Source organism: Lacinutrix sp. MEBiC02404 (assembly GCF_053601575.1).
Genome location: NZ_JBSHNV010000180.1, coordinates 98,726 through 123,729, shown reverse-complemented (window position 1 = coordinate 123,729; position 25,004 = coordinate 98,726). Strand labels below are relative to the sequence as shown.

General features: G+C 31.1%; 24 protein-coding genes and 1 riboswitch. Of the genes, 13 read left to right on the top strand and 11 right to left on the bottom strand.

The annotated features are described in order from the left end of the window. Window positions 1-56: 56 nt before the first annotated feature. Window positions 57-218 carry a 50S ribosomal protein L34 gene (gene rpmH, locus ACVCXO_RS09805; protein ID WP_034059443.1) on the bottom strand — a complete coding sequence of 54 codons (162 nt, stop codon included), beginning with the start codon at window positions 216-218 and terminating at the stop codon, window positions 57-59. 186 nt (window positions 219-404) lie between these two features. Here rpmH and ACVCXO_RS09800 point away from each other — a divergent pair, with 186 nt between their 5' ends. Next, a complete protein-coding gene (locus ACVCXO_RS09800) occupies window positions 405-983 on the top strand; it encodes a DUF2892 domain-containing protein (RefSeq protein WP_452229416.1) in 579 nt (192 codons plus the stop codon). A 3-nt stretch (window positions 984-986) separates the two neighbouring features. Here ACVCXO_RS09800 and ACVCXO_RS09795 read toward each other — a convergent pair whose 3' ends face one another. From ACVCXO_RS09795 to ACVCXO_RS09785, 3 genes are all read right to left on the bottom strand, one after another. After that, window positions 987-2,297 carry a Na+/H+ antiporter NhaC family protein gene (locus ACVCXO_RS09795; protein ID WP_452229415.1) on the bottom strand — a complete coding sequence of 437 codons (1,311 nt, stop codon included), beginning with the start codon at window positions 2,295-2,297 and terminating at the stop codon, window positions 987-989. Between the two features lie 46 nt (window positions 2,298-2,343). Then, window positions 2,344-2,439, bottom strand: a riboswitch (SAM-I-IV-variant riboswitch). Window positions 2,440-2,598: 159 nt separating this feature from the next. Continuing rightward, window positions 2,599-3,528 carry a lytic transglycosylase domain-containing protein gene (locus ACVCXO_RS09790; protein ID WP_452229414.1) on the bottom strand — a complete coding sequence of 310 codons (930 nt, stop codon included), beginning with the start codon at window positions 3,526-3,528 and terminating at the stop codon, window positions 2,599-2,601. 57 nt (window positions 3,529-3,585) lie between these two features. Continuing rightward, window positions 3,586-4,248 carry an alpha/beta hydrolase gene (locus ACVCXO_RS09785; RefSeq protein WP_452229413.1) on the bottom strand — a complete coding sequence of 221 codons (663 nt, stop codon included), beginning with the start codon at window positions 4,246-4,248 and terminating at the stop codon, window positions 3,586-3,588. 118 nt (window positions 4,249-4,366) lie between these two features. On the opposite strand from ACVCXO_RS09785, the gene ACVCXO_RS09780 reads away from it, so the two are divergent. Beyond that, the gene (locus tag ACVCXO_RS09780) at window positions 4,367-4,663 is read left to right on the top strand and encodes an N-acetyltransferase (RefSeq protein WP_452229412.1); all 297 of its coding nucleotides are present in this window, start codon (window positions 4,367-4,369) and stop codon (window positions 4,661-4,663) included. 56 nt (window positions 4,664-4,719) lie between these two features. Here the strand turns inward: ACVCXO_RS09780 and mtaB are convergent, their stop codons facing one another. After that, window positions 4,720-6,048, bottom strand: a complete 1,329-nt coding sequence (gene mtaB / locus ACVCXO_RS09775; RefSeq protein ID WP_452229411.1) for a tRNA (N(6)-L-threonylcarbamoyladenosine(37)-C(2))-methylthiotransferase MtaB — start codon at window positions 6,046-6,048, stop codon at window positions 4,720-4,722. A gap of 44 nt (window positions 6,049-6,092) precedes the next feature. Between mtaB and ACVCXO_RS09770 the strand changes: the two genes are divergently transcribed. Next, the gene (locus ACVCXO_RS09770; RefSeq protein WP_452229410.1) at window positions 6,093-7,715 is read left to right on the top strand and encodes an ABC transporter substrate-binding protein; all 1,623 of its coding nucleotides are present in this window, start codon (window positions 6,093-6,095) and stop codon (window positions 7,713-7,715) included. 4 nt (window positions 7,716-7,719) lie between these two features. On the opposite strand, the gene ACVCXO_RS09765 is transcribed toward ACVCXO_RS09770, so the two are convergent. From ACVCXO_RS09765 to ACVCXO_RS09750, 4 genes are all read right to left on the bottom strand, one after another. After that, window positions 7,720-8,439 (bottom strand): lysoplasmalogenase, encoded by a 720-nt coding sequence (locus tag ACVCXO_RS09765; RefSeq protein ID WP_452229409.1) that lies wholly within the window; start codon window positions 8,437-8,439, stop codon window positions 7,720-7,722. A gap of 155 nt (window positions 8,440-8,594) precedes the next feature. After that, window positions 8,595-9,512 carry a hypothetical protein gene (locus ACVCXO_RS09760; protein WP_452229408.1) on the bottom strand — a complete coding sequence of 306 codons (918 nt, stop codon included), beginning with the start codon at window positions 9,510-9,512 and terminating at the stop codon, window positions 8,595-8,597. Window positions 9,513-9,538: 26 nt separating this feature from the next. Continuing rightward, window positions 9,539-10,717, bottom strand: coding sequence for a GlmU family protein (locus ACVCXO_RS09755; protein ID WP_452229407.1), 1,179 nt, complete (start codon window positions 10,715-10,717; stop codon window positions 9,539-9,541). Between the two features lie 101 nt (window positions 10,718-10,818). Further along, the gene (locus ACVCXO_RS09750; protein WP_055442355.1) at window positions 10,819-11,070 is read right to left on the bottom strand and encodes a type B 50S ribosomal protein L31; all 252 of its coding nucleotides are present in this window, start codon (window positions 11,068-11,070) and stop codon (window positions 10,819-10,821) included. Between the two features lie 262 nt (window positions 11,071-11,332). Here ACVCXO_RS09750 and ACVCXO_RS09745 point away from each other — a divergent pair, with 262 nt between their 5' ends. From ACVCXO_RS09745 to ACVCXO_RS09715, 7 genes are all read left to right on the top strand, one after another. Next, the gene (locus ACVCXO_RS09745; protein WP_452229406.1) at window positions 11,333-11,848 is read left to right on the top strand and encodes a DUF4199 domain-containing protein; all 516 of its coding nucleotides are present in this window, start codon (window positions 11,333-11,335) and stop codon (window positions 11,846-11,848) included. Between the two features lie 3 nt (window positions 11,849-11,851). Beyond that, on the top strand, window positions 11,852-12,808 hold the full coding sequence (locus ACVCXO_RS09740) for a glycosyltransferase family 2 protein (RefSeq protein WP_452229405.1): 957 nt from the start codon (window positions 11,852-11,854) through the stop codon (window positions 12,806-12,808). Window positions 12,809-12,860: 52 nt separating this feature from the next. After that, window positions 12,861-14,591 carry a phospho-sugar mutase gene (locus ACVCXO_RS09735; RefSeq protein WP_452229404.1) on the top strand — a complete coding sequence of 577 codons (1,731 nt, stop codon included), beginning with the start codon at window positions 12,861-12,863 and terminating at the stop codon, window positions 14,589-14,591. Beyond that, on the top strand, window positions 14,591-16,417 hold the full coding sequence (locus ACVCXO_RS09730) for an ABC transporter ATP-binding protein (RefSeq protein WP_452229403.1): 1,827 nt from the start codon (window positions 14,591-14,593) through the stop codon (window positions 16,415-16,417). The genes ACVCXO_RS09735 and ACVCXO_RS09730 overlap by 1 nt, the downstream gene beginning before the upstream one ends. A 322-nt stretch (window positions 16,418-16,739) precedes the next feature. Then, complete coding sequence (locus tag ACVCXO_RS09725) at window positions 16,740-17,282, top strand: RNA polymerase sigma factor (RefSeq protein ID WP_452229402.1); 543 nt, start codon at window positions 16,740-16,742, stop codon at window positions 17,280-17,282. A gap of 42 nt (window positions 17,283-17,324) precedes the next feature. After that, on the top strand, window positions 17,325-17,822 hold the full coding sequence (locus tag ACVCXO_RS09720; RefSeq protein WP_452229401.1) for a hypothetical protein: 498 nt from the start codon (window positions 17,325-17,327) through the stop codon (window positions 17,820-17,822). Window positions 17,823-17,832: 10 nt separating this feature from the next. Continuing rightward, a complete protein-coding gene (locus tag ACVCXO_RS09715) occupies window positions 17,833-18,276 on the top strand; it encodes a sensor of ECF-type sigma factor (protein WP_452229400.1) in 444 nt (147 codons plus the stop codon). Between the two features lie 98 nt (window positions 18,277-18,374). Here the strand turns inward: ACVCXO_RS09715 and ACVCXO_RS09710 are convergent, their stop codons facing one another. Both ACVCXO_RS09710 and ACVCXO_RS09705 read right to left on the bottom strand, forming a co-directional pair. Further along, window positions 18,375-19,433: an oxidoreductase gene (locus ACVCXO_RS09710; protein WP_452229399.1), complete on the bottom strand. Its 1,059-nt coding sequence runs from the start codon at window positions 19,431-19,433 to the stop codon at window positions 18,375-18,377. A gap of 112 nt (window positions 19,434-19,545) precedes the next feature. Further along, complete coding sequence (locus tag ACVCXO_RS09705; protein WP_452229398.1) at window positions 19,546-21,840, bottom strand: CotH kinase family protein; 2,295 nt, start codon at window positions 21,838-21,840, stop codon at window positions 19,546-19,548. 238 nt (window positions 21,841-22,078) lie between these two features. On the opposite strand from ACVCXO_RS09705, the gene ACVCXO_RS09700 reads away from it, so the two are divergent. From ACVCXO_RS09700 to ACVCXO_RS09690, 3 genes are all read left to right on the top strand, one after another. Then, on the top strand, window positions 22,079-23,293 hold the full coding sequence (locus ACVCXO_RS09700; protein WP_452229397.1) for an RsmB/NOP family class I SAM-dependent RNA methyltransferase: 1,215 nt from the start codon (window positions 22,079-22,081) through the stop codon (window positions 23,291-23,293). A gap of 6 nt (window positions 23,294-23,299) precedes the next feature. Beyond that, complete coding sequence (locus ACVCXO_RS09695; protein ID WP_452229396.1) at window positions 23,300-24,412, top strand: endonuclease; 1,113 nt, start codon at window positions 23,300-23,302, stop codon at window positions 24,410-24,412. Between the two features lie 102 nt (window positions 24,413-24,514). Then, window positions 24,515-24,994, top strand: coding sequence for a hypothetical protein (locus ACVCXO_RS09690; RefSeq protein ID WP_452229395.1), 480 nt, complete (start codon window positions 24,515-24,517; stop codon window positions 24,992-24,994). The last annotated feature ends 10 nt before the right edge of the window (window positions 24,995-25,004 follow it).

Here is a 25,004-nt window from a genome sequence, read left to right as displayed (position 1 = left end):
TAAAAAAAGGCGTTACACCTAAGTAACGCCTTTTATATATTAACAATTGTTAATCATTATTTTTTATGTCTTGTTTCCGTTGATACAGACAATTTCTTTCTTCCTTTAGCTCTTCTACGTGCAAGTACTTTTCTTCCATTAGCAGATGCCATTCTTTCTCTGAAACCGTGTTTGTTTCTTCTCTTTCTTTTTGATGGTTGGAACGTTCTTTTTGGCATTGTCTTATTTTTTTAAATCTTCTTAATTATAAATTTTCTCAGTGTTGAGTTTCCTCAAATGTGCGCGCAAATATACAAAGCCTTTTTTATTTAACAAACCAAAATATAAATATTTTTTTGAAATTTATAAAGCAGTGTTTTTCATAAAAATTTAGTTTCTTTGTAATCCACAAATTTTAGTAAAAAATGTACAACAAAAATTTCAAGTTAATTATTGCCGCAGGTATAATAGGAGTCGCTGTTTGGCAGTTTATAGAAGGTTATATTGGTAATGGTATTATGTTTATTTTACTGTCGTTAATCTTCATTTTCTTATACTTTAAAAACGAAATTATTTTATTAGCTTTTTTAAAATTACGTAAGCAAGATTTTGAAGGAGCCAACAAATGGTTAGATAAAATTAAAAATCCGACGGCTGCTTTAGTGAAAAAACAGGAAGGTTATTTTAATTACCTTAAAGGTATTATGGTTAGCCAAACCGATATGGGTGAAGCTGAAAAACGATTTAAAAAAGCAATTTCTCTTGGCTTATCTATGGATCATGATTTAGCGATGGCAAAATTAAATTTAGCTGGTATTGCTTTTACTAAAAGAAGGAAGCAAGAAGCGCAATTACTTTTAAAGGAAGCTGAAAAATTAGACAAGCGCGATATGCTAAAAGATCAGATTAAAATGATGAAAGATAATATGAAGCGCGCACAAGCACCAAATCAACATTATGGTCAAGGTGGTTCTATGCGTTCGCAAAAAAGAAAAAGTAGATAATTCTTATTGAATTACCTGTTTTTTATTCGTTCTAAAAAAAATAAATAAAATGGTACTTACTAATAGTAATAGTAAGTACCATGTATTTTCTACCAAATCGATATAGCTAATTTTGCTTTGAGAAAAGCTTAAAATCATTAAGACTTGTGCCCCATAAGGCAATAGTCCTTGCGTAATACAAGCAAAAACATCTAGAATAGAAGCTGTTTTCTTATTATCTAAAGCATATTCATCATTAATAGTTTTAGCAATAGACCCCGCTATAATAATAGATACCGTATTATTAGCAATAGCAACATTTATGGTACTTACTAAGCCTGCAATACCAAATTGAGCAGATTTTTTACTTTTAATTAAGGTTTTAATTTTATTTAAAACATACTCTATTCCTCCATTTTTTTCTACTAAAGCAGCCAAACCTCCTGTTAATAAAGAAAGTAAAAATATTTCGGTCATACTAGTAAACCCAGAATATGCAATTTTGGTAGATTCTATCAGTGTAAAGTCTCCATAAAACAAGCCTAATATACCTCCAGAAATAATTCCTAAAAGAAGGGTTACAAAAACATTTACTCCAAAAACGGAAAGTAAAATAACTAAAATATAAGGTAGTATTTTTATTACAGAGTAGTTGTAAATTACATCTTCCGTAATATTACTTTCCAAATCAAAACCTTGAACCACTAAAATTATAGAAGTAATAATAGCTGCTGGAAGTGCTATTTTTATATTCTCTTTAAACTTATCACTCATTTTACAACCCAGAGATTGTGTTGCTGCAATAGTAGTGTCAGATATTACAGACAAATTATCTCCAAACATAGAACCACCTAGTAATGCACCACAAAGTACTGCTAGCGATGTTCCTCCTTGATCTGCAATCCCTATAACAATTGGTGCTAAGGTAACAATCGCACCTACTGAGGTTCCCGTAGAAACAGATAAAAAAGCTGCAATAATAAACACACCAAAATAAATATACTCAATAGCTATAAAGTCTAAACCTAGATTTACAATAGCATCCACACTTCCTGTAGCTTTAGTAATAGCCGCAAAAGCTCCTGCTAATAAATAGATTAAACACATGGTTAGTATTTTATCATCTCCACAGCCTTTTAAAAGGGTTTTAATTTTAGAGTTAACCGATTGTTTAAACATTAAAAAGGCGACTATAATACCCAAGATAACTGCTATAGGAGCTGGAAGTGCATAAAAGTCGTTTTGGTATAAACCAACGCCTAAAAAAGTAAATACAAATACAAATAAGGGAATTAGTGCTTTAAAACTTGGTGTAATGTGATTAGGTTTTGCCATTTTTCTTTTTAATGTTAAGAAGACAAAAAGCAAATAGAGAAGAAATTGAATTAACATTTTTTCCAAAATATTGGCTTATCGCTTTAGCACCTTGCTTGTTATTGCAGGTTGCTATCTCCTTTCGAGATTCTTGATAATTAATTTAAGTCGGCAAATATATAGGAATAAATACTTGGTACGCCCTTAAATTAGATAATTTTAACAAACTATTTAGTAAATGAAAGATTGCTACATTTTTAAACAAAAAAAAGGAATAGCTTTACACTTAAAGCTATTCCTTTTTTTATAAACACCTATTTATTTAAGGGTTCGTTTTATAATACCCTTCACGCGGAATATCTATTAAATATTTTTTTCTAGATGCGTTATTTAATTTTGGTTCACGCAACCACGGATTGTGTATTTTAAGAATTTTGTAGTTTATACCAAATCCTTTAGCAAAACTTGCAAAATCGGTTACCACAGTATCTACTTCTACTTTATAAGTAGGTATATAACTATAAAGATCTTTATCTCTAAAATTAAAACCATATTTATCTGGATGACTTAAAATTTCTTTTAATGCCACAATTCTAAATACATAACGCCCCGTTTCTTCTCCTAAAAGTAAATCGTAATAACCAGAGACATCTTGTTCTTTTAACCTTCGTGCCATTCCAGCCATTCCAGCATTATATCCAGCAGCTGCAAGCGTCCAAGAGCCTAATTTCTCTTTAGATTTTTTTAAGTACACACAAGCAACCTCTGTTGCTAATTCAATATTATAGCGTTCATCTACATTATCATTTACTTCTAAACCATATTCTCTTCCGGTACCTTTCATTATTTGCCAAACCCCACTTGCTCCAGCATGTGATCTTGCATTTGTTAGTCCGCTCTCAATAACTGCTAAGTATTTAAAATCGTCAGGAATACCATGTTTTGCAAGAATAGGTTCTATTATAGGAAAGTATTTTCGTGCACGTTTAAACATTAAAAACCCATTAGATTGCCAGTATGTATTTACTAACAATTCTCTATCCATACGTTCTAAAATATCTGGATTATGTAATGGGACTTGCTCTCCTGCAAAATCCAAATAACTAGGGACTTGTAACGCGTAAACGTTATAATCGTTTATTATCTTTTTTTCAAAATTCTCATCCGTTGGCGCATCTTGCAATGCAAAAACACACATCCCGCATATCCCAAATAACCCAACTAGTGCGAGTGCATTTTTAATCCTTTTCATAGTCCTTGATTTTTTTTTATAAAGTTAAATAATATCTAGCAAAATTTACGCCAGAAATTACTGTAATATCAATTTTGGCAAATTTTCATTAAACCACTTATATTTATTAATAATCATGATATGCGTTCCTCCTTTAACAGTGATACAATCTGTAATATGTTTATATGGAAAAACCATGTCTTTATCCCCATGAATATGAATCACTCCTGGTATTGGTTTATCTTGCTGCCAACATACTACTTGCTCAATTGCCCAATCTAAATAGGCAGTGCTAGTTACTGACATATATTTTTTATAAAGCTCTACTCTTTTCGCCACACTTTTACCAAATGTATATTTTGCTATGGCATCTATATTACCAGCTAAACTAGTTGGTAAAATTTTATAAGCTTTGGTATGCTTTGCAAGTTTCATACGTTTTGGCAACTCATGCATAGTTTTCACAGAAGATACAACAAAAAGTTTTCGTAGCTTAATATGCTTACTCATTTCTTGCACTAAGATACCTCCAAAAGAAACACCTAGTAAAACCACATTATCCTCTTTAATAAAAAGCGTCATACGTTTTGCATAATCACTTATAGATTCATTTTTATGAGGAATTACCCATTCTAACCAATGTATTTGAAACTGGTCTTCTGGCAATTTTATATTTTCAAAAATAGTAGGATTAGCAGCCATTCCAGGCATTAAATACACATGTATAAGTTCTTGATTCATTAGTTTTTAAGTTCTTAATAACTATAAATAACCGATTAATTTTCGTAAATTTACTGCACAAAACTATGCAAAAAAGTTTTGACTCCTTATTTTTCTATTGAATTAAAACAAATTAATTATGATTGATGCAGCTGAATTAATTGATAATGACTTCTTACGTCAATATGAATTAAAAATTGAAGATGAATTAGCAAAAATTGAATATTCCCTTCAAGAAAGAAAAATATTTTTAACCAAACTTATAATTCCTGAAAACTTATTTTCTGAAGATTTTCAAAATGAATTTATAGTACTTGTTCTAAAAAATATTGAAGAAAGAAACCTAAGCGTTGTTCCTACCAGTCCGGAAATAGCCAAGTTTATTAGAAAAAATAGGCAATACAAAAGCATGTTACCTGTAGGTTTAAGAATTTAACAAGTATCTAATTACTTGTTTACTATTAAAAAACGGAAGCAAATGCTTCCGTTTTTTTATACCAATTCTTTTATAAAATCAAACCGTACTATTCCGTCATCATCAATTTTAGTAAGTGTTACGTCTTGTAATGTATTTACTAATTCAGGATTCCAAGGTGCTTTCACTTTTACATAGTTTTCTGTAAAACCATGAATATATCCTTCTTTATTCTCACTTTCAAATAAAACCCTTCTAGAACTACCAATCTGGCTTTCATAATATGCTCTTCTTTTCTTTACAGACAAACCACGTAACATTTTACTACGTTTTGCTCGCACGTTTTTAGGTACTTCATCTTCCATAGTAGCTGCAACGGTATTATCTCTTTCCGAATACGTAAAAACGTGTAAATAAGAAATATCTAGTTCATTTAAAAAGTTATAGCTTTCTAAAAACATGTCGTCTGTTTCACCAGGAAAACCAACAATTACATCCACACCAATACACGCATGTGGCATCACTTGTTTTATTCTGCTAACGCGATCTACATACAATTCTTTCATGTATCTTCTTCGCATTAGTTTTAAAATCTCATTGCTTCCGCTTTGCAAAGGAATATGAAAATGAGGAACAAAAGTTCTACTTTTAGCAACAAAATCTATGGTTTCATTTTTAAGTAAATTAGGTTCGATAGAAGAAATACGTAAACGCTCTATACCTTCTACTTGGTCTAACGCCTGAACAAGCTCATAGAACGTGTGTTCATGCTTTTTATTACCAAATTCCCCTTTACCATAATCACCAATATTAACGCCGGTAAGTACAATTTCTTTAATACCTTTTTCTGAAATTTCTTTTGCATTTTTAAGTACATTCAAAAGTTCATCACTTCTAGAAATACCTCGTGCTAAAGGAATGGTACAATAAGTACATTTATAATCACAACCATCTTGTACTTTTAAAAAAGCACGTGTTCTGTCGCCAATAGAATAGCTACCCACATAAAAGTCTGCTTCTTCAATTTCGCAAGAATGCACTTCTCCAAAATCATTTTTAGAAAGATCATTTATATAATCTGTGATTTTAAATTTTTCGGTGGCACCGAGCACTAAATCGACACCATGCACATCTGCCAACTCCTGTGGTTTAAGCTGTGCATAACAACCTACTGCCGCAACAAAGGCATCTGGATTACTCTTTTGCGCTTGTTTCACGATCGTTTTAAATCGTTTGTCTGCATTTTCTGTTACAGAACATGTATTAATCACATATATATCCGCCTTTTCCTTAAAATCTACGCGATCAAAACCTTCATCGTTAAAGTTTCTTGCGATAGTAGATGTTTCCGAAAAATTAAGTTTACAACCTAAAGTATAAAATGCGACTTTTTTAGTAACGTTCATTCTTGTATTTTTACCAAGTTGCAAATTTACAACTAATAAACTATATGTTAAAACAGATTAAACTCTTTATAAAAGTTACTTTGAATAAGTACGCATTATTTTTTGGTGTTTTTGTATTATACTCTTGTCAAGAAAACACAAATAATACATCTTCTGTATTTAGATATAACGAACATAAAAATATTGGTTCTTTAGATCCGGCTTTTGCGAAAGACAATGCCGATATTTGGGCCATTAATCAACTTTTTAATGGTTTAGTACAAATGGATGAAGACTTAAACGTGCAACCTTGTATTGCTAAAAGTTGGTCTATTTCTCCCGATGCCCTTACCTACTCTTTTACACTTCGCGAGGATGTAAATTTTCATAAACATATTCTTTTTGGAAAAGATTCTACTAGAACTGTTATAGCTGATGATTTTGAATACAGCTTAAATCGTCTAAAAGATAAAAAAGTAGCCTCGTCTGGAAGTTGGGTTTTAAATAAAGTCGAAAATTTTAAAGCTATAAACGATTCTGTTTTTCAGATACAATTAAAACAACCTTTTCCTGCTTTTTTAGGATTGCTTACCATGAAATATTGTTCTGTAGTACCTAAAGAAATTGTTAAGCATTATGGAAGTGACTTTAGAGCAAACCCAATTGGAACTGGTCCTTTTGTCTTTAAACGTTGGGAAGAAAATATTAAACTCGTTTTTAGAAAGAATTCCAATTATTTTGAAAAAGATGCTGAAGGATACACCTTGCCCTATCTGGAAGCAGTTGCTATTACTTTTTTGCCTGATAAGCAAAGTGAATTTTTACAATTTGCGCAAGGAAATTTAGATTTTGTATCTGGTTTAGATGCTTCGTATAAAGATGAAATTTTAACGGCTACTGGTACACTTCGTGAGTTATACGCTGCTGATGTTCATATGATTCGCGGTCCATATTTAAACACAGAATATCTTGGTTTTTATATGGAAAGTGAAATCCCCGAAGTACAATCCAAAATCCTTAGGCAAGCTGTAAATTTTGGTTTTGACAGAAAGAAAATGATGACCTATTTAAGAAATGGGATTGGTATTCCTGCAAATGGTGGTTTTATTCCGAAAGGACTCCCTGGTTATAATGCGAATACTGGTTATAATTATCAGCCAGAAAAGGCAAGAAATTTGGTTGCACAATATATAAAGGAAACCGGAAACAAAAATCCGGAGATAACACTTACTACCACTGGAAATTATTTAAGCTTTTGTGAATATATTCAAAGAGAGCTAAAAAAAACAGGATTAAATATTAAGGTAGATGTGGTTCCTGCTTCTGCCTTAAAAGAAGCAAAGGCGAATGGAAAAACTGACATGTTTAGAGCGAGTTGGGTCGCCGATTATCCGGATGCAGAAAATTACCTTTCGTTATATTACAGCAAGAATTTTGCGCCAAACGGACCGAATTACACCCATTTTAAAAACGAGCAATTTGACCTTTGGTATGAACAAGCTTTTACGGAAACAAATACTTTACACAGAGAAAAACTATATGCTAAAATGGATTCTTTAGTAATGCAAGAATCTCCTATAATTGCTATGTTTTATGATGAAGTGGTACGTTTTACAAGAAAAGAAGTACATGGCTTGGGTATAAATCCAATTAATTTATTAGAATTAAAACAAGTATCTAAAAATTAATCCATTAGATTCCTAATCTAACATCTTCATAAAAGCTATTTTCTGTTTTATTTTTTTCTTCAATAATACCCATTACGATTAAATATTGGGAAATACCATAGAATAAGATAACCGTTATATAATCATAAAAAAAGTTATTATGATAGAACTGCGCTAAAACGGCTATAGAATCTGCCATAACAGAAAATAAAATTCCAATACCAACCGTTAAGTAACTTTTAGTATCTACTCCAGATTTTCTTAAATAAGCAAATTGCAAGGTAAGCATTGCTACAAACAAGTAAATTAAGACAGGAAAAAAATACTTCCCTAAATTATCATATATAATATTTAACACAACAAATATGTAAACAAAGCAAAAAACAACGATTGGAAGTAGTCTAACTAATTTAAAATCATTTTGATTAGAAAATCTAAAAGTATAAAACAGTTTTCCCAAAATAAAACCTAACATTCCTAAAGAAAAAAGAAAAGAAACGTCTTTAAATATTAAAAAGATATCTCCTAAAAGAAAAAAGAATAAGGCTAAAATCATGAAAACAAACTTTTTCTTAGAATTTTCTTTAGCATTAATCCAATAAAACAAAGCTAAAGAAATCACTATTAAAGGCTTGGTAATAAATCGAAAAGGAATGGTATCCAGTCCTAATTTTACTATTATATCAATTATAAGAATGGAAAAATATAGAACGGAAAAGTATAATTTATTTTTTAAAATAAACATAAATATGTAATGGCTAAGTATTATTTTAAGCTTTGGGACTTAATTTACAGCAACTTAAACCAAAAAACAATAACTACCTATCTAAAAATAAAAAAAATCAATTAATTTAGAATTATTATATATAAAATACTAAAAGAAACAACGCATTGGAAGCACTAATTGGTGAAGAAATAATACAAATCATCTCCTCCTTTTCCTTTTGGCCTAGCTGAAGAAAAGTAACCCGATTTTAAGTCGTCATTAAGCATAAAGCTATAATCATCATACTTTGAGTTTATAGGTTCTTCTAATAACTGTGCTTCACCAAAAGTACCATCTTCAAGAAATTCACTTTTATAAATATCCATCTTCCCTTTTCCTTCTGGTCTATTCGATGAAAAATATAGCGCATTATCTTTTCCTATAAACGGAAAAAGTTCTTTTTTTCTAGTGTTTACTTTTGAACCTAAATTTTCTGGTTTTCCAAATACATTATTTTCATTAATAGTAACTCTAAAAATATCTGTACCACCAAGAGTACCGCGCATAGTAGACACAAAATACATGTACTTTCCATCGGGACTAACGGCAGGATGACCATAAGAAGATCTTGGATTACAAAAAGATGGTACTTTAAAATTTGTCCACCCAATACCTTCTACATATTCACCTATTTCAATTCGTAATTTAGAAGCTTTTTGGGATAAATTAGCGTTTCTTGTTGTATTATAAACATTGGTAGTAATCGCAATGTATTTTTTATCTGTAGTATAAAAAGCGGACGCTGACATATTAAAAGCAGAACGATTGAACTTACTTGGCAAGGGAACAACATTAATAATTTCTCCTTCCCCATCTATTTCACCTTGATATAAAGTTACTAATGGTGTATCATTAAGGAATTCTTGTTTCCCTCTTTTGTTTAATAGATTAGATGTAAAAACAATTTTGTTATCTTCTAAATAAGAAACTCCAAAGTGATTGTTTTCATCATTAACTTCTAAATTAACAATTTTAATTGTATCGTTTTGTGCAACCCCTTTAATAGTAATGCATGAAAGCACTATAAAACAAACCCAAAATGTATTTCTCATAAATAATTAGTACAATAGTAAATAACTTAATAACTACTTCGCCATTTTTTAGTGTCTTCAAAAACATGCTCTAAAATTGCTTTATCCTCTTCTGTAAAGTCAATATCTCTTCTAGACATAACTACAGAAGCCACTTCAAAAGCTTTTTTAGTTAAGTATGTTGTAAAACCGCTATTTCCTCCCCAGGAAAAACTTGGCACAAAATTTCTTGGAAAACCGCTTCCAAATATATTAGCGCAAACTCCAACAACTGTGCCAGTATTAAACATGGTATTAATACCACATTTACTGTGATCTCCCATCATGAGCCCGCAAAACTGCAAACCAGTTCTTGCAAAACCTTCCGTTTCATAACTCCAGAGTCTAACTTCTGCGTAATTATTTTTTAAATTAGAATTGTTTGTATCTGCTCCTAAATTACACCATTCGCCTAAAACAGAGTTTCCTAAAAAGCCATCATGTCCTTTATTAGAATAGCCAAAAAGCACAGAATTATTAACCTCACCACCAACTTTACTATGTGGTCCTACTGTTGTTGGACCATAAATTTTGGCACCCATTTTAACGGTTGCATGGTTGCATAATGCAAAAGGGCCACGAATAATACTTCCTTCCATAATTTCTGCATCTTCTCCAATATAAATTGGACCAGAACTAGCGTTTAAAGTTGCAAATTCCAGCTTTGCTCCTGCTTCTATAAAAATATTTTCTGCACCAATTATATTATTAGAACTCGGTATTGGTTGTGACTTTCTCCCTTTGGTTAAAAACTCAAAGTCTTCTTGAATTGCTTCTCCGTTTTTAGAGAATATATCCCAAGTATTTTCGATTTTTAATATTTCTTGATTATACTCAATAGCATCGTAAGTACTTAAATCTATATCTTCTTGGGCTTCTTTAATGAAAAAAGCAATCACTTCTTCGTCATTAAAAATGGCTTGATTTTCTTCTAAAGCTTTAATCATTTCCACCAATTCATAATCTGGAAGATAAGAAGCGTTAATCATTACATTTTCTTCCATTTCAACCATTGGATATTTTTCAGATAAATAATCTTCCGTAATTGTAGTGGTTGTTGAACCTAAATGCTTTTCCCATTTTTCTCTAATCGTTAAAATACCTACACGAATATCTGCAACTGGACGCGTATATGTAAATGGAAGTAACTGATTACGAGAAGGACCATCAAAAAGAATGTAATTCATTTTTCTAAAATTTAAGTATAAATCAAAAGTAGTTTAAATATTAAAAACAAAAAAGCCTTTCAATATTTTGAAAGGCTTTAATAAAATATCTATAAGCTAAATTATTTTTTGAACTTAGCGTATTTAGTTTTGAACTTATCAATACGTCCAGCTGTATCTATTAATTTAGATTTACCTGTGTAAAACGGGTGAGATGTTCTTGAAATTTCCATTTTTACTAATGGATATTCAACACCATCAACTTCTAAAGTTTCTGACGTATTTGCAGTAGATTTAGTTAAAAACACATCTTCATTTGACATATCTTTAAACGCTACTAATCTATAATTTTCTGGATGTATACCTTTTCTCATCGCTAAATGCTTTAATTTCTTACTAATTTTGAGGTGCAAATTTAAGAATTTTTTACTAATGCACAATACTTTTTACGAAAATTATTCAATTAAATTATTAAAACCTAAAAAAAAGCCATTTCAAAGGAATAAGATTACGTCTTTCTATTATACAAATATTGCTTAATTTTATTAAGATTCCCACTTTCGTGGGAATAAAATGTAACGTTTTGTTATATTTGTTTACTAACAATTCTATAAACTAAAAAACCAAAAAATAATTATGGAATCACAAAATGTATCAGTTGGCAGTTTTGCTAAGAATTACGGATTAGTATTAGGTCTAATATTAATTCTAATTTCTGTTTTAATGTATGTAACAGGTTTACAACTTAAAGGGGAACAATGGCCAATGTATATCTATTATATAATATTTCCTACGGTAATTATTTATGCCATTAACCAATACAAAAAAAGTAATGCTAATCTTTTGAGTTTAGGATCAGCTATTAAAATAGGTTTATTAATCGCCGTTATTAGCGCAATAGTATTTGCGGTTTACGGATTAATTTTCAATTACATTATAGATCCAGAATTTCAAGGTTTAGCTATGGAAGCAACTAGAGACAAACTTTTAGAGAATCCTAATTTAACGGAAGAACTAGTAGATCAACAAATGGTAATGATTAAAAAATTCTCTAATCCATTATTAGGAAGTGCTTTTTGGATTGCTTTAAGTGCTTTTTTTGGTCTAATATATTCTCTTATTGGCGGATTAGTAATGAAAAAAGAAGCATAATACATGAATATATCAGTAGTCATACCACTACTTAACGAACAAGAGTCTTTAACAGAGTTACATGATTGGATTGCAAAAGTTATGCATTCCAATCATTTTTCTTATGAAATCATTTTTATTGATGATGGTAGTACCGATAGTTCTTGGGAAATTATTTCGCAACTATCCCAAAAAGACACCAATGTAAAAGGCATTAGATTCTTAAAAAACTTTGGAAAAAGCCAAGCATTACATGCTGGTTTTGAAAAAGCTAAAGGAAACGTTGTGATTACAATGGATGCAGATTTACAAGACAATCCCGATGAAATACCAGAACTCTATAACATGATTGTTAAAGACGGTTTCGATTTGGTTTCTGGTTGGAAAAAGAAACGATACGACTCTGTTATTTCTAAAAACCTACCATCCAAATTATTTAATTGGGCGGCTCGTAAAACTTCTGGTGTTTCACTTCATGATTTTAATTGCGGTTTAAAAGCCTATCATAATGATGTGGTAAAAAACATAGATGTAAATGGTGAAATGCATCGTTACATTCCGGTACTTTCTAAAAATGCTGGTTTTACTAAAATTGGTGAAAAAGTAGTACAACATCAAGCAAGAAAATATGGGGAAACAAAATTTGGTATGGACCGATTTATACATGGTTTTCTAGATTTAATTACCATTTGGTTTTTATCTAGATTTGGAAAAAGACCAATGCATCTCTTTGGTGCTTTAGGGTTTATAATGTTTGCTATTGGTTTTGGCTTCGCTATATATTTAGGTGTAGACAAACTCTTTTTAAATCCAACAGGAAGACTAATAACCCAACGTCCGCAATTTTATATCTCTTTAGTTACCATGATTATTGGTACACAATTTTTTGTGGCAGGTTTTTTAGGTGAAATTATTTTAAGAACAAAAGAAGGCAAAAAACGATATTTAGTTAAAGAGGAAATTAATTTGGCTACTATTTAATCTTTACCCTTTTAGTATTTCCGTATTTTTGCATAATAATGATACATATAATATGATACACATTGAACCAGAATTATTGAACAGAGTAAACAAATGGTTAACTCCTGCTTTTGATGGCGAAACCCAAGCATATATAAAAGACCTAATTGCTACCAACCCAAAAGAACTAAAAGAATCTTTTTATAAAGATTTAGAATTTGGTACTGGCGGCATGCGCGGTGTTATGGGAATTGGTACGAACAGAATTAATAAATTTACACTTGGTAGAAATACACAAGGTATAAGCAACTACTTACACCAAGCATTCCCTGGTGAAAAACTAAAAGTTGCCATCGCTTTTGATTGTAGACACAACAGTAAATCCTTAGCAAAAATAGTAGCAAATGTATTTTCTGCAAATGATATAGAAGTATTTTTATTTGAAGACTTACGCCCTACTCCAGAACTTTCTTTTGCTTTAAAACATTTAAACTGTCATAGCGGAATTGTTTTAACCGCATCTCATAATCCGCCAGAATACAATGGCTACAAAGTATATTGGCAAGATGGCGGACAACTAGTTCCGCCACAGGATTCAGAAATTATAAACGAAATTAATAATCTAGACTATGCGGAAATTAAATTTGAAGCAAACGAAGATTTAATACAATATATAGGTAAAGAAGTCGATGACGTTTTTATTGATGCATCGATTAAAAACGGAAGCTTTAATACTTCCGCGAAAGCGAAAGAAGATTTAAACATTGTATTTACATCCTTACACGGAACATCGATTACCATTTTTCCGGAAACACTAGAAAGAGCTGGTTATAAAAATGTACATATTGTTGAAGAACAACGCGTTCCTAATGGCGATTTTCCAACCGTAAAATCTCCAAATCCGGAAGAACCTGAAGCTTTAAAAATGGCTTTAGAATTAGCAGATAAAACAAATGCAGATATTGTAATTGGTACAGATCCCGATGCAGATAGACTTGGTGTTGCGGTTAGAGATTTAGATGGAAAGATGCTTATTCTAAACGGGAATCAAACCATGGTATTGATGACCGATTTTCTATTAAAACAATGGAAAAACAACAATAAATTAAAAGGAAACGAATTTGTTGCAACTACTATTGTTTCTACACCAATGATTGCAGCTTTAGCAAAAAGCTATACTACAGATTGTAAAATTGTATTAACAGGCTTTAAGTGGATTGCTAAATTAATAAAAGACTATGCTAACCTAGATTTTATTGGTGGTGGCGAAGAAAGCTTTGGTTTTATGGTTGGTGATTTTGTAAGAGATAAAGACGCCAATACATCTTCACTATTGGCTATTGAAATAGCTGCACAAGCAAAAGCAAACGGAAGCACTTTATATAAAGAACTAATAAAACTTTATGTAGCGCATGGTTTATATAAAGAACATTTAATTTCTATCACTAAAAAAGGAATAGAAGGCGCGCAAGAAATCAAACAAATGATGATTGATGCCAGAGAAAATCCTTTAAAAGAAGTAAATGGTTCTAAAGTTACCAAGATTGAAGATTATCAATTATCTATAACGAAAGATGTCATTTCTGGAAAAGAAACTGCTATTACTATCCCTAAATCGAATGTGCTTATTTATTACACAGCAGATGGAAGTAAAATAGCTTTAAGACCAAGTGGAACAGAACCTAAAATCAAATTCTATATAAGTGTAAATACGACTCTAGAAAATGCTTCGGATTTTATTTCAAAACAAAATGAATTAGCTTCAAAAATTGATGCTATACTAAAAGACTTGAAGCTTAATTAATGGATTATATAAAAAAAATTGCTCCATTTATAATTCCGTATAAAAAATACGGATACCTAAACATTTTCTTTAATGTGCTTTATGCTTTATTTAGCACATTAGCTATGGTATCCTTAATGCCAATGATAAATGTATTGTTTGGTGAAACTAAAAAACTATACATAAAACCGGTTTATAAAGGCATAAGAGAATTAAAATCTTTTGGAGAAGATTACTTAAATTATTTTGTAACCATAACAAACCAAAACGAAGGTGCTCAACGTACCTTATTATACATGATTATTTTAATCATTAGTTTGTTTTTACTTAAAAATATATTCAATTATCTCGCGCTTTTTTTCATTACATTTCTAAGAAACGGTGTTTTAAAAGATTTAAGAGATTCTATTTATAATAAAGTGCTAACACTGCCTATTTCCTATTATTCTGAAAAGAAAAAAGGGGATATCATTGCGCGTATTTCTGGAGATGTAAACGAAGTTAAAAACTCTTTATTGGCAGTTTTAGAACTCATTATAAAAGAACCATTAACTATTGTTTTTGCTATTGTAACCATGTTTACAATTTCTATGAAACTAACTATTTTTGTTTTCCTATTTATACCAGTTGCAGGATTTATAATATCTAGAATTGGAAAAAGTTTAAAGAAAAAATCAGGAAGAGTACAACAAGAACAAGGCGTCTTTTTATCTACTTTAGAAGAAACATTAAGCGGACTTAAAGTAATAAAAGGCTTTAATGCGGAAGAACGCTTTAATAACAGATTTCAAGAATCCACTAACCGATTTTATCACTTTTCAAATACTTTGCTAAACCGCCAAAATTTAGCTTCACCTACCAGTGAATTCTTAGGTATTGCTACTATTGCAGCTTTATTATGGTACGGAGGAAGCATGGTATTAATCGATAAAAGTCTTTCTGGAGGTGCATTTATCACTTATATGGCTTTGGCCTATCAAATATTAACTCCTGCTAAAGCAATTAGTAAAGCTAGTTATAAAGTAAAAGCAGGTAATGCTGCTGCAGATCGTGTCTTAGAAATTATTGAAACACCTTCTGTTCTTGAAGATAAACCAAATGCAAAAACAATAGAAAATTTTAATTCGGAAATTGTAATTAATAATATTTCATTTAAATACGAAGACGATTTAGTCCTTAAAAACTTTACCGTAAACGTTCCTAAAGGAAAAACAGTAGCGCTTGTTGGTCAATCTGGATCTGGTAAATCTACCATTGCCAATCTTGTTACACGTTTTTATGATGTAAATGAAGGTAGTATTTCTATTGATGGAGAAGATATAAGAAACCTTACTAAAAAATCTTTACGAAGCTTAATAGGTTTAGTAACACAAGATTCTATTCTATTTAATGAAACCGTAAAGAATAACATATTAATAGGAGATCCAAACGCTACAGACGAAGAAGTTATTGATGCTTTAAAAATTGCTAATGCTTGGGAGTTTGTTAAAGACCTACCAAAAGGAATAGAGACCAATATTGGTGATTCTGGAGGGAAGCTTTCTGGCGGACAAAAACAACGTTTAAGTATTGCTCGTGCTGTTTTAAAGAATCCTCCTATTATGATTTTAGATGAAGCAACTTCTGCTTTAGACACAGAAAGCGAACGCTTAGTGCAAGTAGCTCTAGAAAACATGATGAAAAATAGAACCTCTATTGTAATTGCACATAGACTTTCTACTATTCAAAATGCCGATCAAATTCTAGTCATGCAAAAAGGGGAAATTGCAGAACAAGGTACGCACAGAGAGCTTATAGATAAAAACGGTGTATATAGAAAACTAGTAGAAATGCAAAGTTTCGAATAGATTATTAAATCTCAAAAAAAATAAAATAAAAAAGCTAGAAGAAATTCTAGCTTTTTTTTGTTTATGTTAGACTTGGGGCGACTAACATTAAGTAGGTTTGTTGGCGTAAATATATATTAAATAAACATACCAACCAAAAAAAATATGCATTTCGTCATGCGAAAAATGCATTTAATCGTGTTTAATAACAATAAAACACTGATTAACAACTGATTACATCACGATAAAAAATAATCATTTTTATAACTTAAATAAAAACAAGATTCTTTTTTAAACTATTTGTAAATTAATCAGTCTAAAAAGTATAAACCAAATAGATTCTGTGTTAAACGAAACCGTTTTTTTACAACAACTAAAGTCTAAAAACTCTAAAGAGCAAGCTTTTAAAGAGTTGGTAACACAATATAAAGAACGTTTATATTGGCACATTCGTCATATAGTAAAATCGCATGATGACACCGATGATGTACTCCAAAACACATTTATAAAGGTTTTTAAAAACATTGATAATTTTAAAGGAAATAGTAAAATTTACTCTTGGATGTATAGAATAGCAACTAACGAAGCTATTACACATATAAATAAAAATGCAAAACGATTACATATAACGAATCAAGAAACCCAGGATCTAGCCATTAACAATTTACAATCGGATGTCTACTTTGAAGGCAATGAAATTCAATTAAAACTACAAGAAGCTATTGCAACGCTTCCTGAAAAACAACAATTGGTTTTTAATATGAAATATTTTCAAAATATTAAATACAAAGACATGTCAGAAATACTAGAAACTAGTGAAGGAGCGCTAAAAGCATCCTATCATATCGCAACAAAGAAAATTGAAGACTATTTAACTAAAGAATAATTAAATTAAACCTTTTCTAAAAAAAAGAGTCTAAAACTTAAGATGAAAACAAATTTAAACAACATAAAAGATTCAGGATTCCAAGTACCAAAAGATTATTTGGACAACTTTGAAGCGTCTATTACAAGTCATGTAAACTTAAAAGAAAAAGTTTCAGACCCTGGTTTTACTGTCCCTAAAGATTACTTTGAAAATATAGAAAACGATATTTTAACAAAGGTTAGCACAAAAAAATCGGTAAAAGTAATTCCGTTATTTAACAAAAGAAACCTAATTTACATATCAGGTATAGCTGCAGCTATCTTCGTGTTGTTTAATCTACCTACCTTAAACAAAGAAGTAACCTACGCTTCCCTATCTACCGAAACAGTAGAAGATTTTGTTCTTAATGAAGATTATAGCGCTAATGATTTAGCGACTTTATTTAACGACATAGAGCTTTTAGAGGGAGACGGTTTTAATAGTATTAGCTTTACAGAGGAAGCGATGCAAGATTATCTAAACAATAATTTAGAACTAAACGATTTATATACAGAATAAAACAATACCAATGAAAAAATCAATTATAACATTATTTATATTATTTCTTTCTGTTACCGCTTTTTCACAAAATGACAGACAAGAAAAAGAAGATAAAATTAAAGCGCTAAAAGTGGCTTATATTACAGAAAACCTAAATCTATCTACTTCTGAAGCTGAAAAGTTTTGGCCAGTTTATAATGGGTACGAAGCCCAACAACAAAGTGTAAGAAGCGAATATCACGATAAAAAAAGAGATATTAATTTAGAAACCTTAACCGAAACAGAAGCACAAAAACTATTAGATGAATTGGATGCTTTAAACGCAAAACGCAATAACGCATACGAAAACTATAAGTTAGCATTAAAAAAAGTGCTTTCTGCAAAACAAATTTTACTCCTTAAAAACACGGAAGACAACTTTAAACGAAAAATGTTTAATGAGTACAAAAAAAGAAAAGAATCTAAACACTAGGTTGGAAAGCTTAATATAGAAAAACAGCCATTGTCATATACAATGGCTGTTTTTGTTTTAAATCAAACCCTATTACTTTGCTACTTTTTGTAATAAAACTATTTAAAAGTCAATTTACTAATTCTTCCTGCCCCTGCTGCATAAGCGGTACTGTCATTTAAAAAACGGAGTGTATAAAAGCCCTCATCACTCAAATGTTTCCAAGTATTTCCTGCATCGCTACTATAATCAATTCCTTTAAAACCAATGGCTACTAGAGCTTTAGCATCACTATTAGGTACATATTGTACACAGCTTCTATAACCCGGACTTTGGTTTTGCGCAACCAACTGCCAAGTTTTACCGCCATCTTGTGTACGTATTTTATTTGCAGAACTATCGGCAGCTTTGGTATAATCACCACCTATTGCAAATCCATTCTTTTCATCGTAAAAATCTACAGAATACATTCCCGTAGTTTCTAAACCCTGAACTATTGGAGTTTCAAAAACCTCCCAAGTTTTTCCTTTGTCAGGTGAGAATAAAATTCTACTTGCCTTTCCTCCTGTTGCTATCCACGTTTTGTCACCTACAATTGCAATATTAGTATCACTCGCAGCAAAAGCGGCTTCTCCTTCTTGTGCTTTTGGTAAATTAGCGCAAGAGATTTTATTCCAAGTATCTCCTCCATCACGAGTTATTATAATACTCATGCAATCGTCTGTTGGATCACCAATAGCAATACCTTCTTGGTCATTCCAGAAATCTAAAGCATCATAAAATGCTTTTTCGTGATTTTCTCTATATACTATTTTTAAAGAATCTGCATCTATTTTATACAAAAGCGCTGGTGAAGCAATACTTAAAACAAATCCTGCATTATTTGTAACTGCTAGTGATCTAAAATTAGGTGTAATACTATCTTCTTTTAGCTGAAACGTTAATCTAGCTTCTTCATCTGTATCATTCTTAGCGATACCTCCTATTTTTCCGTTAGACGTAGCAAAAGAACCAAAGCCATTAAAATCAATCTCTAAGGCTCGAACATTTAACAGAGAATCTGCTAACAAGGTTTTTATTTCCACTGTTTTATAATCTCTAACTTTAAATGGAACTTCTTTCTTTCCGCAGGAAAACAAAAAACAAAGAACAACTACTAGAGGCATACTATTTTTCATAAATTTTAAATTTCTATAAAAATAGAAAAGCTTTATGACATAATCATAAAGCCTCTCTTGCTATTAATCAAAACTAATCAAATCCTTTAGGGACTAAGATTCTAAATTACTTCTAATTACGTATAATTTTTAAAACGGTACTAGCATTAATATGAACCATATACATTCCTTTTGAAAAATCTGAGAAATCTATTACAATATTATTGGTGTTCGTTTGCTTGTTTTCCAGCAATAACTGTCCTTGAATATTATAAACCTTAATCGTTTCAATTAAATAAGAACTATTAGCTATAGTTACTGTATTACTTGTAGGATTTGGATAATACTTTAAATGATTACTAAAATCTACTTCGTCTATAGATAGAGATTCGTTATTTGCTGCATATGTTGGTAACTGAATTGCAAAATCACCTGTTCCGTTTGGTACTCTTGCGTAGCCCATGTCATCGGTTTGTGCTCCAAAAGTAATGTTCTCTATTAGGATACCATTTGCATAGGATAATATGGCACTTTCCCCACCTGATGAAAACTTTACATCGGCATGCAAACCAGTTTGATCATCATCTTTATCACACCATACAATTAAGTAACTATCTGGTGCTATTGTTAATCCGGAAGGAAATGGCCAAACCAGTAAATCATCTGCATCATCCGATAAATATAAATTATCTAAACTTAATGTTTCATCACTATTATTGTACAATTCTAACCAATCATCATATTCTCCATCTTGATCCATAACTGTTGTTTCATTAGATGCCATAATTTCATTAATCACAAGATCTCCAGGTGTTAATGTTAGATACGTAGCTTCAATAGTATAAAATTCATATTCTGCTCTAGCAGGAGAAAAGGCGCCAATATTATTGTTTTCTGCATAGATATAATATTGCATATAATTGGTATCCACAGTAACATCTATACTATAAGCATCCGCTCCTTCCGTAATCATTAACTCTTTTGTAAACGGAAGCGTTTCATCTGTTCTATATCCAATATATACATCATTAACATCTGTAACATTGGCAGTTATAGATATTACATCTCCAATTAATGGTGTCGTTTCAGATGGAGTCACATTACTAATAACAGGTTGCGAATTAGTAAAGTCTGTTTGCGCTAACAAATATGTACTTCTGGAAGCCATTAAATTTGTTAATCCAGGAGCTGTGTTTCCACCAACCGTATAATCTGTATTTAAATTGCCCGTAAATTGTGCATCCGTGTAAAACTTATTAGTATCTGCTGTTACTGCACTAGATATAATTGCTTGATAATCGTTTGCTAATGTTAAGTAGTTTGAATTACTTATATTTTCTGTTAAAATAGTTTTATAATGTGCTAAATACATTCTTTTATATTTAGGAACCTCCATTAGTTTAGAAAACAAAGGAAAAGCAGTATCGTCATCATGTAATAAATGATCTAACTGTGCTTTCTCTGTAGTAGAATTTAAACTTCCACCTGGTCCGCCTGGTCCACCTGGCCAACTACTACTTTCTCCTGTCATACTAAAAACACCGAAAGACATATTTAAATCCCACATTACAGCATTAAATTGGCTATTATCATCTTTATATAAATAATAATTTTGTTTAAACTGTCCGATATAACTATCTAAATTAACTAAAACATTATCTAGAGCAAGCATCCAAATAGCCATATCTACATCTAAAACATTTTCAATATTAGCGATATCACTATCTAATATATTTGTTAATTCAATAAGCTCATCCCAATCTGCAGCAGCAATCGTTGGGTCTGTATCATCATCCGATTTAATTTCATAAGCATCCTCATAACTAGTAGAATTAGTCCCTAAATATTCTAAACTAGGCAAAGTTGTAGTTTGCGGTCCTGCTCCATCGGGAGGACTACAGCTAAAAAAGGCATTATCCTTAGAGTAAAAATGTTTATTTATAAATGTTTTAGTAATAGCTTCCGTATTGGTATATAAGCCAATTAAAGTTCCATTTACATACACATTTGCATAGTTCGCTTGTGGCGCATCCATGTATTGATTTACAATATTATAAGCAATTGTTTCTCTAACAAAAGAAGGGTCAAACATCACATTTGCCAATTTTATATCTTTATATCCTTGGTAATCTTGATCCACATACGTATCTAATTCTATATGAAATGGATTTTTAGTTTGATTAGCACTATAAGAGCTATTCCCCTTATATTTCACACCTACTTGATTAAAAATAGTCCCATTAATGGTAACAGATGTAGCCTCTGTATAGTTATTATCTCCTGCTTTTTCGGCATCCAATAATGCATCCCAATTGCTTTCTGCAAATTCTATTTCTATGGTTTGAATCGTGTTTATATCGTACAAATCTTGCGAGTACGATGTCATAAAAACGAATAAAAAGATAGTTAGAGTAATTAGTTGTTTCATTTATTTATATTTTAGTTACCCTACTTTAGATGCTTAATCGTTAAAAAACTTGCGCAACATTCTAAAATATTTTCATAAAATTACAATCATAGGGAATCCCACTAAAAATTAACACCTATTAATGATCAAGAAATAATTATAATAATTTCTAAAATCATACCTTTGCACGTTTCAAACTTTTAAAAAGTTCGAACGGAATAAATACTTATTTCCGTTTTTGAACAACGAATACGAATATATGAGATTACACAGAAATTTATGCTTTGCTACTGTTGACGGTTTATTGCAAATCTTTAACGAAGGCATGTATGCAGATAAAGTAGTACAACAATTATTAAAACGAGATAAACGTTGGGGAAGTCGCGACAGAGGTTTTGTTGCAGAAACCACTTACGATATTGTACGTTGGAAACGTTTATATGCTGAAATAGCAGAAGTTAAAGAACCTTTTTCTCGTGATGATGTTTGGCGTTTAGTTGCTGTTTGGGCAACCTTAAAAGGAATAAAGCTTCCAGATTGGAAATATTTTGAAAACACGCCGACAAGAAAAATTAAAGGTCGTTTTGATGAACTTTCCAACATAAGAAAAATTGGTGCTTCTGTACCAGATTGGATGGACGAAATTGCTTCTAAAGAATTAGGAGAAAACGTTTGGACTAAAGAAATATCAGCCTTAAACCTACAAGCTGACGTGATTTTACGTGTCAACACACTAAAAACCACTAAGGAAAAATTACAAGCAGAACTTTTTGACTTAGACATAGAAACCGATACAGTTAACAATCATCCGGATGCTTTAAAACTTAGAGAAAGAGCAAATGTTTTTACAACAGAAGCTTTTCAAAAAGGATTTTTCGAAGTACAAGACGGTTCTTCCCAAAAAGTTGCCGAATTTGTAGATGTACAACCCGGAATGAAAGTTGTTGATACCTGCGCCGGTGCAGGTGGAAAAACACTTCATCTTGCTGCTCTTATGGAAAACAAAGGGCAAATCATTGCAATGGATATTTATGAAAATAAACTAAAAGAACTAAAACGAAGAGCAAAACGTGCAGGTGCACATAATATCGAGTTCCGTGTAATAGATTCTACAAAACCAATTAAAAAATTATACGACAAAGCAGATAGAGTTCTTATTGATGCTCCTTGTTCTGGTTTGGGTGTTTTACGTAGAAATCCAGATGCTAAATGGAAACTACAACCAGAGTTTATTGATAAAATAAAGAAAACACAAGCCGAAATTATAAGGTCCTATTCTAGAATGGTAAAACCAGGCGGAAAATTAGTATACGCTACTTGTTCTATTTTACCTTCTGAGAATCAAGACCAAGTTAAATCGTTTTTAGAATCGGAATCGGGTAAAGACTTTACCTTTGTTAAAGAGAAAAAAATACTAGCACACGAATCTGGTTTCGACGGATTCTACATGGCACTATTAGAAAAGAAAAAATAAATTAGTATGAAACAATTTTACACCGCATTATTACTATTAGTAACCATTACCGTTTCTGCTCAGGCACCTTCTGGTTATTACAACTCAGCAACAGGTTCTGGCTATACATTAAAGACCCAATTAAAACAAATTATTGACAACTCTAATGATGGGTTAAGTCCGGAGTATACTTCTATAAATCTTTCTTACAATGATTTATATGGTACTTTTGAATTGTCTGATATCGATATATATTATGAAAATAATGGTACTCTTTTAGACATGTATTCTGAAAACCCATCTGGTGCAGACTCTTATGAATACACCTATGGATCCGCCCAACAAGATGATGGTTTTTCTGGAACATCAGAAGGGCAACGTTTTAATAGAGAACACATTGTACCTCAAAATATTTTTGATGGAGATGCTCCAATGAGACATGACGCTCATTTTGTTGTTCCTTCAGATAAATATGTTAATGGACAAAGAGGAAACTTACCTTTTGGAGTTGTAAACAATGCTACTTTAACAACAAGTAATGGTACTAAAAAAGGAAACAACTTAAACTCTGGTTACTCTGCAGGATACACCAGTACTGTTTTTGAACCTATTGACGAATTTAAAGGAGATATTGCAAGAATGATATTTTACTTCGTTACTAGATACGAAGATCGTTTAACTGGTTTTGGTTCTTTTGATATGTTTGATCGTTCTGCTAGTAAAGCTTTTGATGATACCTTTTTAAATATTCTTTATACTTGGCATTCACAAGACCCAGTATCTCCTAGAGAGATAGATAGAAATAATGCTATATTTGGTAGACAAAATAATAGAAATCCATACATTGATCATCCAGAATATATTTTTGATATTTGGCAAAATGACCTTTCTGTAGATGAGTTTGAAACGGTAAATGCTATTAAAATGTACCCTAATCCATCAAAAGGAAATACGGTGACTATTGCATCTAAAGAAAATCTTTCGGTAGAAGTTTACGATATTCTAGGTAAAAAGATAAAAATGCAAAACATTACTACTAGTCAAAACAAATTAAATATTTCTGGATTATCTAGAGGTGTTTACTTGGTAAAGTTCACTTCATCTAATGGAAGTACCACTAAAAAATTAATTAAGTCTTAAACATTGGACTACAAGATATAACTAAAGCGACACCAATTGGTGTCGCTTTTTTTTGTCTACATAGATTTTATATCTTTAACCAACCTTAAAAAGGTAATAAACATGAAACAAACTATAACTTCTATTATTTTATTTTTAGTATTCACTACTAGCAACGCACAGTACAATGTAAAGTCCGATAAGTATAAAATAGCTTTTACGTCACCAGAAGTATTAGAACAATACGATACCGAAGCAGAAACGGTATTAGGTTACGAAAACAATAACTTTGCCGTAGATATTGAAATAATCCCTATAGAAGAACAGTCTCCCGCTTTTATAAAACATCAAAAATATGGCGCTTATTTAACCGCTAAACTTTTAGGCTTAAAAGATATTAAAGACGGTGCTTTCTTGCCATATATAGAAAGTGCTTTTTATGTAATTGCTTATGATACATTCGAAGAAACAAATACTCCTGTTTATGTTATTGCTTTTATTAACAAAGAACTAGGCCTTACTTATGAAGCAACGATATATTGTTATAATATAGATTTAGAAGCAGGTAAAAAAATAACAAACAGTTTTAAGTTTCTAGAATAAATTCTTTTTC

Bases quoted from the DNA above. Each gene is read 5' to 3' on its own strand.
- rpmH (WP_034059443.1), bottom strand. From the start codon at position 218: ATGCCAAAAAGAACGTTCCAACCATCAAAAAGAAAGAGAAGAAACAAA.
- ACVCXO_RS09800 (WP_452229416.1), top strand. From the start codon at position 405: ATGTACAACAAAAATTTCAAGTTAATTATTGCCGCAGGTATAATAGGA.
- ACVCXO_RS09795 (WP_452229415.1), bottom strand. From the start codon at position 2,297: ATGGCAAAACCTAATCACATTACACCAAGTTTTAAAGCACTAATTCCC.
- ACVCXO_RS09790 (WP_452229414.1), bottom strand. From the start codon at position 3,528: ATGAAAAGGATTAAAAATGCACTCGCACTAGTTGGGTTATTTGGGATA.
- ACVCXO_RS09785 (WP_452229413.1), bottom strand. From the start codon at position 4,248: ATGAATCAAGAACTTATACATGTGTATTTAATGCCTGGAATGGCTGCT.
- ACVCXO_RS09780 (WP_452229412.1), top strand. From the start codon at position 4,367: ATGATTGATGCAGCTGAATTAATTGATAATGACTTCTTACGTCAATAT.
- mtaB (WP_452229411.1), bottom strand. From the start codon at position 6,048: ATGAACGTTACTAAAAAAGTCGCATTTTATACTTTAGGTTGTAAACTT.
- ACVCXO_RS09770 (WP_452229410.1), top strand. From the start codon at position 6,093: ATGTTAAAACAGATTAAACTCTTTATAAAAGTTACTTTGAATAAGTAC.
- ACVCXO_RS09765 (WP_452229409.1), bottom strand. From the start codon at position 8,439: ATGTTTATTTTAAAAAATAAATTATACTTTTCCGTTCTATATTTTTCC.
- ACVCXO_RS09760 (WP_452229408.1), bottom strand. From the start codon at position 9,512: ATGAGAAATACATTTTGGGTTTGTTTTATAGTGCTTTCATGCATTACT.
- ACVCXO_RS09755 (WP_452229407.1), bottom strand. From the start codon at position 10,717: ATGAATTACATTCTTTTTGATGGTCCTTCTCGTAATCAGTTACTTCCA.
- ACVCXO_RS09750 (WP_055442355.1), bottom strand. From the start codon at position 11,070: ATGAGAAAAGGTATACATCCAGAAAATTATAGATTAGTAGCGTTTAAA.
- ACVCXO_RS09745 (WP_452229406.1), top strand. From the start codon at position 11,333: ATGGAATCACAAAATGTATCAGTTGGCAGTTTTGCTAAGAATTACGGA.
- ACVCXO_RS09740 (WP_452229405.1), top strand. From the start codon at position 11,852: ATGAATATATCAGTAGTCATACCACTACTTAACGAACAAGAGTCTTTA.
- ACVCXO_RS09735 (WP_452229404.1), top strand. From the start codon at position 12,861: ATGATACACATTGAACCAGAATTATTGAACAGAGTAAACAAATGGTTA.
- ACVCXO_RS09730 (WP_452229403.1), top strand. From the start codon at position 14,591: ATGGATTATATAAAAAAAATTGCTCCATTTATAATTCCGTATAAAAAA.
- ACVCXO_RS09720 (WP_452229401.1), top strand. From the start codon at position 17,325: ATGAAAACAAATTTAAACAACATAAAAGATTCAGGATTCCAAGTACCA.
- ACVCXO_RS09715 (WP_452229400.1), top strand. From the start codon at position 17,833: ATGAAAAAATCAATTATAACATTATTTATATTATTTCTTTCTGTTACC.
- ACVCXO_RS09710 (WP_452229399.1), bottom strand. From the start codon at position 19,433: ATGAAAAATAGTATGCCTCTAGTAGTTGTTCTTTGTTTTTTGTTTTCC.
- ACVCXO_RS09705 (WP_452229398.1), bottom strand. From the start codon at position 21,840: ATGAAACAACTAATTACTCTAACTATCTTTTTATTCGTTTTTATGACA.
- ACVCXO_RS09700 (WP_452229397.1), top strand. From the start codon at position 22,079: ATGAGATTACACAGAAATTTATGCTTTGCTACTGTTGACGGTTTATTG.
- ACVCXO_RS09695 (WP_452229396.1), top strand. From the start codon at position 23,300: ATGAAACAATTTTACACCGCATTATTACTATTAGTAACCATTACCGTT.
- ACVCXO_RS09690 (WP_452229395.1), top strand. From the start codon at position 24,515: ATGAAACAAACTATAACTTCTATTATTTTATTTTTAGTATTCACTACT.